Origin of the sequence: Streptomyces sp. NPDC047853 (assembly GCF_043204535.1) — a bacterium.
GTDB lineage: Bacteria > Actinomycetota > Actinomycetes > Streptomycetales > Streptomycetaceae > Streptomyces.
Genome location: NZ_JBIDCI010000003.1, coordinates 62,817 through 75,156, shown reverse-complemented (window position 1 = coordinate 75,156; position 12,340 = coordinate 62,817). Strand labels below are relative to the sequence as shown.

General features: G+C 71.5%; 14 protein-coding genes. 5 read left to right on the top strand and 9 right to left on the bottom strand.

Annotated features, from left to right (window positions below):
- The first annotated feature begins 25 nt into the window (after positions 1 to 25).
- A complete protein-coding gene (locus tag ACGF5T_RS07230; protein WP_366768618.1) occupies positions 26 to 712 on the top strand; it encodes a TetR/AcrR family transcriptional regulator in 687 nt (228 codons plus the stop codon).
- On the opposite strand, the gene ACGF5T_RS07225 is transcribed toward ACGF5T_RS07230, so the two are convergent.
- The 6 genes from ACGF5T_RS07225 to ACGF5T_RS07200 form a co-directional block, all read right to left on the bottom strand.
- Positions 704 to 1,270 (bottom strand): Uma2 family endonuclease, encoded by a 567-nt coding sequence (locus tag ACGF5T_RS07225; RefSeq protein WP_356608554.1) that lies wholly within the window; start codon positions 1,268 to 1,270, stop codon positions 704 to 706. The two genes, ACGF5T_RS07230 and ACGF5T_RS07225, sit on opposite strands and share 9 nt — an antisense overlap.
- A 238-nt stretch (positions 1,271 to 1,508) precedes the next feature.
- Positions 1,509 to 2,501 (bottom strand): SRPBCC family protein, encoded by a 993-nt coding sequence (locus ACGF5T_RS07220; RefSeq protein ID WP_366768619.1) that lies wholly within the window; start codon positions 2,499 to 2,501, stop codon positions 1,509 to 1,511.
- 3 nt (positions 2,502 to 2,504) lie between these two features.
- A complete protein-coding gene (locus ACGF5T_RS07215; RefSeq protein WP_366768620.1) occupies positions 2,505 to 3,170 on the bottom strand; it encodes a hypothetical protein in 666 nt (221 codons plus the stop codon).
- Positions 3,171 to 3,410: 240 nt separating this feature from the next.
- On the bottom strand, positions 3,411 to 3,812 hold the full coding sequence (locus tag ACGF5T_RS07210; RefSeq protein WP_361018979.1) for a DNA-binding protein: 402 nt from the start codon (positions 3,810 to 3,812) through the stop codon (positions 3,411 to 3,413).
- Complete coding sequence (locus tag ACGF5T_RS07205; RefSeq protein ID WP_361018982.1) at positions 3,809 to 4,057, bottom strand: type II toxin-antitoxin system CcdA family antitoxin; 249 nt, start codon at positions 4,055 to 4,057, stop codon at positions 3,809 to 3,811. Before ACGF5T_RS07205 ends, ACGF5T_RS07210 begins: the two co-directional genes overlap by 4 nt.
- A 96-nt stretch (positions 4,058 to 4,153) precedes the next feature.
- A complete protein-coding gene (locus tag ACGF5T_RS07200; RefSeq protein WP_356608562.1) occupies positions 4,154 to 4,915 on the bottom strand; it encodes a phosphoglyceromutase in 762 nt (253 codons plus the stop codon).
- 193 nt (positions 4,916 to 5,108) lie between these two features.
- Here ACGF5T_RS07200 and ACGF5T_RS07195 point away from each other — a divergent pair, with 193 nt between their 5' ends.
- Entirely contained in the window at positions 5,109 to 6,413 is a 1,305-nt protein-coding gene (locus tag ACGF5T_RS07195) for an MFS transporter (protein ID WP_366768621.1), read from the top strand.
- A 32-nt stretch (positions 6,414 to 6,445) separates the two neighbouring features.
- Here ACGF5T_RS07195 and ACGF5T_RS07190 read toward each other — a convergent pair whose 3' ends face one another.
- Positions 6,446 to 6,883: a DUF2000 domain-containing protein gene (locus ACGF5T_RS07190; RefSeq protein ID WP_361018989.1), complete on the bottom strand. Its 438-nt coding sequence runs from the start codon at positions 6,881 to 6,883 to the stop codon at positions 6,446 to 6,448.
- Between the two features lie 49 nt (positions 6,884 to 6,932).
- Here ACGF5T_RS07190 and ACGF5T_RS07185 point away from each other — a divergent pair, with 49 nt between their 5' ends.
- On the top strand, positions 6,933 to 7,769 hold the full coding sequence (locus tag ACGF5T_RS07185; RefSeq protein WP_366768622.1) for an AraC family transcriptional regulator: 837 nt from the start codon (positions 6,933 to 6,935) through the stop codon (positions 7,767 to 7,769).
- 13 nt (positions 7,770 to 7,782) lie between these two features.
- Here ACGF5T_RS07185 and ACGF5T_RS07180 read toward each other — a convergent pair whose 3' ends face one another.
- Both ACGF5T_RS07180 and mshA read right to left on the bottom strand, forming a co-directional pair.
- Complete coding sequence (locus ACGF5T_RS07180; protein ID WP_366768623.1) at positions 7,783 to 8,319, bottom strand: YbjN domain-containing protein; 537 nt, start codon at positions 8,317 to 8,319, stop codon at positions 7,783 to 7,785.
- Positions 8,312 to 9,685 (bottom strand): D-inositol-3-phosphate glycosyltransferase, encoded by a 1,374-nt coding sequence (gene mshA / locus ACGF5T_RS07175; protein ID WP_356608572.1) that lies wholly within the window; start codon positions 9,683 to 9,685, stop codon positions 8,312 to 8,314. Before mshA ends, ACGF5T_RS07180 begins: the two co-directional genes overlap by 8 nt.
- Before the next feature lie 465 nt (positions 9,686 to 10,150).
- Between mshA and ACGF5T_RS07170 the strand changes: the two genes are divergently transcribed.
- A complete protein-coding gene (locus ACGF5T_RS07170) occupies positions 10,151 to 10,888 on the top strand; it encodes a class I SAM-dependent methyltransferase (RefSeq protein ID WP_366768642.1) in 738 nt (245 codons plus the stop codon).
- A gap of 235 nt (positions 10,889 to 11,123) precedes the next feature.
- Positions 11,124 to 12,239 (top strand): NlpC/P60 family protein, encoded by a 1,116-nt coding sequence (locus ACGF5T_RS07165; RefSeq protein WP_366768624.1) that lies wholly within the window; start codon positions 11,124 to 11,126, stop codon positions 12,237 to 12,239.
- Positions 12,240 to 12,340: the final 101 nt, after the last annotated feature.

Genomic DNA, 12,340 nt, shown 5'->3' with positions numbered 1-12,340 from the left:
GTGACGGCCGGAAAGGCGGACGGCAATGGGAGCGGAGCCGGGTACGGGAACGGGACGACCCGACACGGGAACGGATACGGGAACGGGAACGGGAACGGGAACGGGAACGGGACGACCGGACACGCGGGCCAGAATCCGGGATGCGGCCGGGACCCTGTTCCGCCGCCACGGCTACTCCGCGACCGGCCTCAAGCGGGTCGCCGCGGAGGCCCAGGCGCCGTTCGGCTCGATCTACCACTTCTTCCCCGGCGGCAAGCAGCAACTGGCCGAGGACATGATCCGCACCTCGGGCCCCGCGTACGGCCGCATGGTCCTGGCCCTGCTCGACTCCGTCCCGGACCCCGCCGAGTCCCTCGTCCACGCCTTCGACGCGGCCGCGACCGACCTGGCCGCCGCCGACTACGCCGACGCCTGCCCGATCGGGACGGTGGCCCTGGAGGTGGCGAGCAGCAACGAGGTCCTGCGGACGGCGACGGCGGAGGTCTTCGAGGAGTGGGTGGAAGCCGCGGCCGGGTGGTTCACCCGCTGGGTCCCCGACCCGGAGGCGGCCCGGTCGCTCGCGTACTCCCTGGTCATGATGCTGGAGGGCGCGTTCATGCTCAGCAGGGCCACCCGCGACCCGGAACCCCTGCGCGTGGCCGGCCGCACGATGGCCCACCTCCTGCGCACGACCCTCACCGAGCCCGGGGCGCCGACGCCCGCCTCAGACTAGGCCGAGATCCACCTCGACCTCGAAGGGAGCGAGGACCTTCACCACACCGGCGAACACGTCACCCTCCCGGTAGGTCCTCGTCGCGGGGTCGAGTACGTACGTGTAGACCAACGGAACGCCGGTCGCGGCCTGTTCGATCCGCCAGTAGAAGCCGATCCCGGCCCTGGCGTACTGGTCGACCTTCACGACCCGGTCGGTGGTCTCCGAACCCGGCGACACCACCTCGGCCACCAGGAGCACATGCTCGGGCCGGGTGGGCGTGACGTCGATCGTGTCCGCGCGGTAGACGATGACATCGGGGCGGCGATTGGTGAGCGGGACGTCCTGCAACCGGACGTCGAAGTCCGTGTCGGCGTTCCAGTCGGGTCCGGCAGCGGCATCCAGGGCGTTCGCCAGAACCCGGGCGAGACGGTTGTGCCGCTTGGACGCACTGGGACTCACGACGACCATTCCGTCCACGATCTCGACGCCGGCGCACTGCTCCGCGGACCACGACTCGTACTCCTCCGCCGTGATCTGCTCGTGCATCCACGCCGGGGCCACCATCTCGGCACTCATGACATGCCTCCCGGACACTGCGCGGCGGGTCCACTCCCGCGGCCCTCAGCGTACTGTCTCCCTTCCGCCGGCCGCCTCGCACGAGACTCCGCGGGGGCCGGGTCATCGCCTGCGAGGCGACAACCGAGACGGCCGACGGCGTCGGAGTCGCTGGAGCACGGCAGGTCAGTAGGCCCGCACCGACGAGCAAGCCCCGCCCCCGGGGGAAACCGTGGACTGAGGGTTTGCTCGGGTGGGCCTACTTCTCGTCTTCGTAGTCCTCCTCCTCGTCTTCCTCCTCCTCGTCGTCCTCGTCCTCCTCCTCGTCTTCCTCGTCCTCGTCGTCCTCGTAGCGGGCGTCGTCGTTGTCCGTGTCGTCCTCTTCGGACTCGTCACCCTGCTCCTCGCCGTCCTGCTCCTCCTCGTTCTGACTGTCCGCCTCGAGGCCCTCCTCGTGGGAGCGGACCACTTCGCCGTCGCGGATCTCACCGCGCCAGCCTTCGAGATCCTCGTCGTCGGAGAGGGTGGCGTACCGCAGGAAGTGCTTGAGGTCGAGGCGCAGGCGACGCCCCTGTGCTCGCCAGATGTTGCCGGTCTTCTCGAAGAAGCCGGACGGGTAGTACTCGATGACGGCGACGACGCGCGTGAGTTCCGGGGCCAGTTCGTGGAAGCTGACGGCACCGCGCGTGGTGCCCTTGGCCCCCTCGGAGTTCCAGACGATGCGCTTGTCCGGGATCTGCTCCTGCACGGTGGCTTTCCAACTGCGGCTGGAGAACGCGATCTTCGCCTTCCAGTCGCTCTCCGTCTCGTCCGACTGGGAGACGCTCTGGACACCCTTGGTGAAGCCGCTGAACTCCTCGAGCTGGGTCCAGCGGTCGTACACGGTACGTAGCGGCTTGCCAACGTCGATGACCTCGACGATGTTCGTGACCTTCACGCTGCCCGCCTTGCCACCGCGGCCGAAGGCGCCCTTGACGGTGTCGACCACCTTGTCCTTCATCTCGCCGGTCTTCTCGCCGAGGAACGCCTTGACCGGCGAATCCCCCTCACCCAGGACGCGCTTGCCGACGTTGAGCAACGTGCTGTTGCCGTCGCCGACGTCTCCCAGGCCCTGCGCGAGATCACCGATCTTGCCCCCGGCCTTGTCCGCCATCCGCTGTCCCTGCGCCGTGGCGTAGGCCGCCACCTGCTCCTTGAGCCGGTCCAGGCCCGAGGTACCGGTGGGGGTGGACTTCTCCTCCGTCTTGGCCATGGCCTACCTCCTACGGCTGCTGCGGGTCGCATCCCTACCTGCGGCGGTCTTCTTTCCGGCAGGCTTCGGTGCGGCGGACTTCTTTCCCGCAGGCTTCTTCGACGCGGCGGCCTTCTTCCCGGCGGGCGCCTTCTTCGCCGGAGGCGCTCCGGCTCCGGGCCGCTTCGCGGCAGTCTTCTTCTTGGCCGCGCTTCGAGGGGGCGGCGCCTCGGTCTCCTCTTCCCGCTCCTCCTCGTCGTCCGGCTGCTCGTCGTCCGCCTGCTCGTCGTCCGGCTGCTCCTCGCCCTCTGCCTCCGAGTCCTCCGAGTCCTCCGAGTCCTCCGAGTCCTCGGCCGGCTCTTCTTCCTCGTCGTCGGGTTGCCGCACCAGAGACTCGGTGCGCTGTTGCAGCGAGTCGGCGAGTGCTCCCAGGCCGCGGTCGGCCGTCGTGGACAGCGCGGACCGGGCGGAGTCCATCAGCTCCCCGCGGACCTGGCCCAGCAGCTGTACGGCCTGCGGACTCTCGGCCACGGTGTGCAGGGCCCGCGTGATCAACTTCTTCGGGGTCAGCAGCCCTTGTCCGGCGAGCAGGGAGGCGGCCCCGACGGCGACCTTGCCCTTCTTCGTGCGTCCTAGGACATATCCGGCCGCGAGGGCCGCGCCCAGAGTGGCTTTCGTTTCGTTTTCCATGAATGGCCTCAAGTCCAGTCAGCGGAATCGGGCTGCTCAGGTCACGAACGACCGCGCCGCCCCAGCCCCCGCGCGCCCTTTGCGCACCCCGCGCACGACACAGCCCCGCACCCCGGCTCGGCGGCCGCAACAACCGCCCCTTCCACCCTCCACCCACATCCGCGGACACGCATCTCCCCGGGACGCGGGACAGCAGGAAGCCCCGTGCCCGGCGGAGTGTGCTCCGGGTGGGCCGACGCGTCAGAGGGAGATGATGCGGACCTGGTTTCCGCAGAGCTTGGAAATGTCGTCACCGTCGGAAGTCAGGAGGGCAACGGGTTTCGGCTGGCGCAGTGCGACCTCGGCGACCGTGGCGTCGAGGGCGTACTTGTGCCCATGCAGCCCGGCGCCCTTGAGCAGTTCCGCTGCCGCTTTCGCCGCCTGTTCGGTGACCGGCTCCACCTTGACGCGGGAGAGGGCCCAGTTCAGGCGGGGCATGTGGGTGCGGGAGTGGGTGACTTCCACGATGGTGTTGGCCCCGATCACCAGGTCGGCGCCCATGTCGTGGAAGACCTGGAGCATCGCGAGGAGCTTGCGGTCCTGTGCGATCCAGGCGGAGAGCCCTTCCGCGTCCAGGACCACGGTCTCGATGCGCTCACTCACGCGGCGTCCGCGCCCTCGGCGGAACCGTCGCCGCCGAAGATCTTCGCGTGCGCCTCGGCGAGCTCCTCGTCGCTGAAGCCTCCGTGCTCTTCTTCGTACCGGCGAAGGTCGTCACCCAGAAGCTGGTGCCGGATCTGGCGGGCCACGGCTTCCGCTACATAGCCGGAGACGTTGTCCGTGAGCTTGCGGAGCTCCGCCACCTGATCACTGGGAAGCGTGACGGTGATGCGAGTCGTCGACGACATAGGGCCAGCATACTGGAGTATGCAAGGCGCATCAGCCGGTATACCAAAGCCCCCACCCAGTGCCGTATGCGCAGGGTGGGGGCATGATCACGAAGGCTACTTCTTCTTGCCCTGGTTCTTGACCGCCTCGATCGCCGCCGCGGCCGCGTCCGGGTCGAGGTAGGTGCCGCCCGGGTTGAGGGGCTTGAACTCGGCGTCCAGTTCGTAGGAGAGCGGGATGCCGGTCGGGATGTTCAGGCCCGCGATGTCCTCGTCCGAGACGCCGTCCAGGTGCTTGACCAGGGCGCGCAGCGAGTTGCCGTGGGCCGCGACCAGGACCGTGCGGCCGGTGAGGAGGTCGGGGACGATCGCGTCGAACCAGTACGGGAGCATCCGGACGACGACGTCCTTGAGGCACTCCGTCTGCGGGCGCAGCTCCGGCGGGAGGGTCGCGTAGCGCGGGTCGGAGAACTGGGAGTACTCGGCGTCGCGGTCCAGCGCCGGCGGCGGGGTGTCGTAGGAGCGGCGCCACAGCATGAACTGCTCCTCGCCGAACTCGGCGAGGGTCTGGGCCTTGTCCTTGCCCTGGAGGGCGCCGTAGTGGCGCTCGTTGAGGCGCCAGTGGCGGTGGACGGGGATCCAGTGGCGGTCGGCGGCCTCCAGTGCGAGCTGGGCGGTGCGGATGGCGCGCTTCTGCACGGACGTGTGGACCACGTCGGGCAGCAGGCCGGCGTCCTTGAGCAGCTCGCCGCCGCGCGTCGCCTCCTTCTCGCCCTTGGGGGTGAGGTTGACGTCCACCCAGCCGGTGAACAGGTTCTTCTCGTTCCACTCGCTCTCGCCGTGGCGGAGGAGGATCAGCTTGTACGGTGCGTCGGCCATGGGTCCGAGCGTAATCGAACCCCCTCACCGTCCGCGCGGGGCGCCCGATGGACGGACGGTTGACGGGAAGTGCTAATTCACTGGCCGGGTCGGGCCGCCCGTTCGTAGGTTGTGCGTCGTAGGGGGTGCGTAAGACGTGCGTGCCGCCTCCGCCGCTTACACCTGCCGGTCGCGCCAACTCAACGGGGGTCCCATGTCAGTCGCCGGACTGAGACGTGCCGCACGCGAGACCGTCTCCGGGCTCCCTCGCGAGTTCTGGTGGCTGTGGACCAGCACCCTGGTCAACCGGCTCGGGGCCTTCGTCGCCACCTTCATGGCGCTGTACCTGACCGTCGACCGCGGCTACTCCGCCTCGTACGCCGGTATGGTCGCCGCCCTGCACGGGCTCGGCGGGGTCGTGTCCTCGCTGGTGGCCGGGGTGATGACCGACCGGTTCGGGCGGCGGCCCACGCTGCTCGTCGCCCAGGTCTCCACCGCGCTGTCCGTCGCCCTGCTCGGCTTCGTGCGCGACCCCGTCGCCATCGCGGCCGTCGCCTTCCTGGTCGGTATGGCCAGCAACGCCTCCCGGCCCGCCGTGCAGGCGATGATGGCGGACATCGTGCGCCCCGAGGACCGTATCCGGGCCTTCTCGCTGAACTACTGGGCCATCAACCTCGGCTTCGCGATCTCCTCCATGGCGGCCGGGTTCATCGCCGAGGCCAGCTACCTCGCCGGGTTCCTGATCGAGGCGGGCATGACCATGGCCTGCGCGGTCCTGATCTTCGTCAAGCTGCCCGAGTCCCGGCCGGAGCGGTCGCCCGGGAAGGGCCCCGGCGGCGACGTCCCCGCGGCGGGCGAGCCGGCCGTCTCCCTCGGGACGGTGCTGCGCGACGGGCGTTACATGAGCGTCGTCGGGCTGTCCTTCCTCATCGCCCTGATCTTCCAGCAGGCCTACGTGGGGCTGCCGGTGGCGATGGGCGAGGCCGGGTTCACCCCCGCGGACTTCGGGCTCGCGATCGCCGTCAACGGCGTTCTGATCGTCGTCCTGCAGATTCCCGTCACCCGGTTCATCCAGCACCGGGACCCGCGGCTGCTGCTCGTCGCCTCGTCCCTGCTCGCCGGGTACGGCTTCGGGCTCACCGCCTTCGCCGGGTCCGTCGGCGTGTTCGCCCTGACCGTGTGCGTGTGGACGCTGGCCGAGATCGTCAACGCGCCGACCCAGACCGGGCTGGTCGTCCGCCTCTCCCCCGTGCACGGGCGCGGGCGCTACCAGGGCATGTACACCATGTCCTGGGCGGTCGCCGCCCTCGTCGCCCCGCTGATGTCCGGCTTCGTCATCGACCACTGGGGCGCCGAGTGGCTGTGGGGCGTCTGCGCCGTCGTCGGCACGGTGGCCGCGGCGGGGTACTGGGCGCTGATGCGGGGGCTGCCGCGCGAGGACGACGATGCGACGGCCCTCTCCGGAGCCGGCCCCTCCCAGGCCGCCGCGCCGACGAAGGACGAGGTCGGCGCCGCCTGACGCACGCCGGCGCCCCTGCCGCCTCCCTCCCCTCACGGGTGCATCCGCGCCCCCTTCAGCACCTTGTCCACCGCGTTCTTCGGGCCGTACACCGCGAGGCCCACCAGGTCCAGCTCCGCCGTGGTGACCGCCCGCACCGCCGCTCGGTTGTCGCGGTCGTTGCCCGTGGTGAAGAGGTCGGACGTGAACAGCGCGCGGGGCAGGGCCCGGGACAACGCGCGGGTGTGGGCGTTCCTCAGCGTCTCCTTGGTGCCCTCGAAGACCAGCACCGGCTGGCGGAACATCGGCAGATAGCCCACCGCGTCGGCGTCCTCGTACGGCTCCCCGATCACCTCGGGGAACTGTGTGCTCAGGCCGCTGACCAGGAAGGCCGTGACGTTGAGGCGCTGCCAGGTCTCCAGGTCCTCGCGCAGCAGGACAGCGATCTTGGTGTCGAAGCGGATGGGTTCGTCGGTGTCGCGCATGCTCATGGAGTGAGACTGCCGGTCGGCGGGCGGCCCGGTCTTGTACGTTTTTTGCATGGCCGGCCGGCGCAAGGACGGGAACGACGGGAGGGACGGCAGCGACCTGCGGACCGTCTCCGCCTGGCGACCCCATGTCCCGGGCGTCGTCGAGGTCTTCCACGCCCACTACACCGAGTACGCCTATCCGATGCACGTCCACGAGGCCTGGACGCTGCTCATCGTCGACGCCGGGGCCGTACGGTACGACCTGGACCGGCACGAGCACGGCACCCCGCACGACACGGTGACGCTGCTGCCGCCGCACGTGCCGCACAACGGCTCCCCCGCCACTCCGGACGGCTTCCGCAAACGGGTCCTGTACCTGGACGCCACCCGGCTGGGCGAGGACCTGATCGGCCCGGCCGTGGACGCTCCCGACCTGCGGGACCCGGTGCTGCGGCGGCGCGTCGGACAGCTGCACGCCGCGCTCGCCCGGCCCGGGGAGGAGCTGGAGGCGGAGAGCAGGCTGACGCTGATCGGCGAGCGGCTGCACGAGCACCTGCGGCCCGGGGACGACGCGCGCGGGGTGCGCCGGGACCCCGTTCTCGCGCGGCGGCTGCGGGAGCTGCTCGACGAGCGGGTCGTGCCGGGGATCGGGCTGGCCGAGGCGGCCTCGCTCGTGCCCGCTCACCCGGCCCATCTCGTACGGGCGTTCAGCGGCGCCTACGGCATCGCGCCGCACCAGTACCTCATGTCCCGCCGCGTCGACCGGGCCCGGCGGCTGCTGCTGGCGGGGCGCTCCCCGGCGGACGTGGCGGGGGCCACCGGCTTCTACGACCAGGCCCATCTGACCCGGCATTTCAAGCGGTTGGTGGGGGTCACACCGGGGCGGTACCGCGCCGGCGGACGGTGAGCGGGGGGCCGGGTCAGTCGCCGGGGCGCTCGATGAGGTGCTGGAACGCCTCCAGGTTGCGGGTCGACTCCCCGCGCGAGGTGCGCCACGCGTGCTCCTTGCGGATGGCGGACGCGAAGCCCAGCTCCAGCAGGGTGTTGAAGGAGCCGTCGGCGGCCTCCAGGACCTGGCCGAGGAGGCGGTCGATCTCGTCGGCGGTGACGGCGGCCAGGGGGAGCTTCGCGGTGACGTAGATGTCGCCGAGGCGGTCGACCGCGTAACTCACCCCGTACAGCTTGAGGTTGCGCTCCAGCAGCCAGCGGTGGACGGCCGGTTCGTTCTCGTCGGGGTGGCGGATGACGAACGCGTTCAGGGAGAGCGAGTGGCGGCCCACGATGAGGGAGACCGTCGTCGAGAGTTTGCGGGTGCCGGGGAGCTTGGCGACGTAGGTGCCGGGCTCGGGGCTCTCCCATTCCAGCTCGGCGTCCTTGAGGGCGCCTTCCAGGATCTGGGCCGCCTTCGGTGCGTCAGCCGTCTTCGGTGCGTCAGCCGTCTTCGGTGCGTCAGCCATGGTGGGAGCGTACGCGACGGCGGTGCGACTGGATCGCGGCCGTGTAGGCGTCGGCCGTGGCGGCGGCGGAGGCGTCCCAGCCGAAGGACCGGGCGTGCCGGGCGGCGGCCTCGCCCATCCGGGACGTCAGCTCCGGGTGGTCGGCGAAGTCGCGCAGTACGCGCGCGTACGCGGCGGGGTCGTGCCCCTCGACGAGCCGGCCGGTGTGCCCGTCCCGCACGGCCACCGGCAGACCGCCGACCGCCGCGGCGAGCACCGGCGTACCGGCGGCCTGGGCCTCTATGGCGACCAGCCCGAAGGACTCGCTGTAGGAGGGCATCACCAGCACGGAGGCGGCCCGGAACCAGTCGGCGAGCTGCTCCTGACCGACCGGCGGCCGAAATCGTACGACGTCGGCGATGCCGAGCCGCGCGGCGAGCTTCTGGAGCCCCTCCGGCTTCGCGAGGCCGCTGCCGCTGGGGCCGCCGACGACGGGGACGACGATGCGGGAGCGCAGCTCGGGGCGTTCACCGAGGAGGACGGCCACGGCGCGCAGCAGCACGTCCGGCGCCTTCAGGGGCTGTATGCGGCCGGCGAAGAGCGGGATCAGGGCGTCCTGGGGCAGTCCGAGGCGGGCGCGGGCGGCGGCCCGGGCGGAGGCGATGTCCCCGGCGCCGGGGTCGGAGCCCCGGGGGAAGGGACGGAACCGGTCCAAATTCACGCCGGGGTGGACGACGGCGACCTTCGCCGGGTCGGCGGCGTAGTGGCGGACGAGTTCGTCGGCCTCCTCGGCCGTGTTGGCGATCAGCCGGTCGGAGGCGGCGACGATCTGCGTCTCACCGATGACGCGGGCGGCCGGTTCGGGGGTGTCGCCCTCGGCCAGGCTGGCGTTCTTGACCTTGGCCATGGTGTGCATGGCGTGCACCAGGGGGGTGCCCCAGCGCTGCGCGGCGAGCCAGCCGACGTGACCGGAGAGCCAGTAGTGGGAGTGGACCAGGTCGTAGTAGCCGGGACGGTGACCGGCCCAGGCCTGCATCACCCCGTGCGTGAAGGCGCACAGCTGGGCGGGCAGCTCCTCCTTGGCCAGGCCCTCGTAGGGGCCCGCGTCGACGTGTCGCACCAGGACGCCGGGCGCCAGCTCGACGGTGGGGGGCAGGGCGGCGGTCGTCGCGCGCGTGAAGATCTCGACCTCGATGTTGATCGCGGCGAGGCGCTGCGCGAGTTCGACGATGTAGACGTTCATGCCGCCGGCGTCCCCGGTGCCGGGCTGGTGGAGCGGTGAGGTGTGCACGGAGAGCATGGCGACGCGGCGGGGCCTGCGCAGCAGCCGGAGCCGCGGGGAAGCCGCCGGTGAGCGACGCCCGAGCCTGCTGACGTACTGGCTCACGAGCCGATCCTCCTCGCTGCGGGCATGCCGGTCGGAGGACACGCGCCGCCCTCCAAGAGGTGGGAACACCCGATCACGGTGCTCCATTTCCGGTTTTCCGACCTTTGCCGAATCATTACCGCCGATCGATCAACCGTTCGAGCGGTCGTTGCGTCAGAAGCGTCGGAAGGGAGAGGTGCGCCCAGGGGTGGACGCCCTTTTCCGGCCGCAGCCCTTCGTGGCCGCACCCTTTCCCGGCCGCAGCCCTTCGTGGCCGCATCCGTGCCCGGCCGCAGCCGCCCGGTCGCACCCCTTCCCGGCCCCACCCCCGCCCGTACGCCCCCCGGCATCCCGCCGCATACCCTCGTACGCATGCCTCCCCGCCCGACCGACCACCCCCGCTCCCGGCCCGGCCCGTCGGGCAGGGGACCCCAGGTCGTCGGCACGGTGACACGCGGGACGACCAACCCGAACCGGCTGCGCCGCATGGACCGCTGGATCGCCGCCGCGCACGGCGCGGAACTGCGCCGCGCCGCCGATCCCGTCGCCGTCGACCTCGGCTACGGCGCCGCCCCCTGGACCGCCGTCGAACTGCTGCACCGCCTGCGCACGGTCGCGCCGCGCGTGCGCGTGGTGGGCGTGGAGATCGACCCGGCGCGGGTGGCGGCGGCCGAGCCGTACGCGCGCGAGGGGCTCGTCTTCCGGCACGGCGGCTTCGAGGTCCCCCTCTCCCGCCGACCCCTCCTCATCCGTGCGGCGAACGTGCTGCGCCAGTACGACGAGGACGAGGTCGCCGCCGTCTGGCAGCGGCTGTGCGCGCGCCTCGCGCCGGCCTCGGAGCACTCCCGCGGGGGGCTCCTGGTGGAGGGGACCTGCGATGAGATCGGGCGCCGGCACGTGTGGGTGGCGCTCGGACCCGAGGGACCGCGCACGGTCACCTTCGCGACCCGGCTGGGCTCCCTCGACCGCCCCTCCGACCTGGCGGAACGGCTGCCGAAGGCGCTCATCCACCGCAACGTCCCCGGGGAGCCCGTGCACGCCTTCCTGCGCGACTTCGACCGCGCCTGGGCCGCCGCCGCGCCCTACGCCTCCTACGGCGCCCGCCAGCGCTGGATGCGGGCCGTGCGGGACCTGCGGGCCGACTGGCCGGTGTCGGACGGGCCGGTGCGGTGGCGCCAGGGCGAAGTGACGGTGCGGTGGGAGGCGTTGGCGCCGCGCGGGTGAACGGCCGAACAGGTCCCGCACGCCCAGCCCAGCCCCGCCCAGCCCAGCCCAGCCCAGCCCAGCCCCGGGAACGATCTCCCCGCGGCGTTCGTCACACAGCGGGGGAATCGTCGTACGGCGAGACAGAAGGGGGGAAGGAGAAGGAAAGCACGACCTCTGTCGCTTTCCCCGCCGACGTGGCACGATCCCCCAGGCGACCTATGTTACTGACGGTTAATCAGTTTGGGGGCGAGGTATGCGTACGGGGAAGCATGGCTTGATGACCGCTGCCGTGACCGTGGTGTGCGCGGTCACCGTGCTCGCGGCACCGGGCACGGCGTTCGCCGACCCCGGACCCACCCCGTCGCCCGGCACCCCCGGCACCCCCAGCGCCTCCCCCGCCCCGGCGGCAACGCCCGGCAAGGACCTGGAGGCCGTACGCAAGAAGCTCGACAAGCTCTACCGCGCGGCCGCCTCGGCCACCGACGAGTACAACGCCGCCCAGGAGAAGGCGGACCGGCAGTCCGCCGAGATCGTCGAACTGGCCAAGAAGATCGTCAAGGGCCAGGAGAAGCTGGACGGCCTGAAGGACCGCGCGGGAGCGGCGGCCCGCTCCCAGTACCGCACCGGCGGCCTGCCCGACGAGGCCAAGCTGCTGCTGAGCGACGACCCCGCGGACTTCCTCGACGGCACCGGCCGGGTGATGCAGGGCCAGCGCGCGACCAAGGGCCTGCTCGGCGAGATGACGCGCACCCAGCAGGACCTGAAGGCCTACGCCGCGGACGCCTCCGCCCAGTTCCAGAAGCTGGAGGCGAACCGCAAGGCCAAGGCCACCGCCCAGAAGAAGATCGAGAAGCAGATCGCGGCGGCCGAGAAGCTGGAGGCCGACCTGGCGCAGGAGGAGAAGGAGCGCCTCGCCAGACTGGAGCGGGAGGCCCAGGCCAGGGCCCAGACCGCCTGGCTCGCCTCCGGCATCCTGAAGGACCTCGACGCCGAGGCGACCGAGCGCGGCAGGAAGGCCGTGGAGTACGCCACCGCCCAGGTCGGCAAGCCGTACCAGTGGGGGGCGGAGGGCCCGAAGGCCTACGACTGCTCCGGCCTGACCTCCCAGGCCTGGGTGTCGACCGGCCAGCCGATCCCGCGCACCTCGCAGGAGCAGTGGAAGCAGCTGACGCGCGTCGACGTCGAGGACATGCGGCCCGGCGACCTGATCATCTACTTCGACGACGCCAGCCATGTCGGCATGTACGTCGGCGGCGGCTCCGTCGTGCACGCCCCCCGCCCGGGACGCTCGATCACGATCGCGGGCGCCGGCTCGATGCCCATCCTCGGAGTGGTCCGCCCGGACACGGGCACGACCCCCTCGCGGTGACCCCGGCCACACGCCTCGCGCCACGGGCGTGAAGCGGGCCACGTGACCCACTCCACGCCCTGACGCGCCCCCCGCGTGACGTTCGTCATCCCCGGCACCCA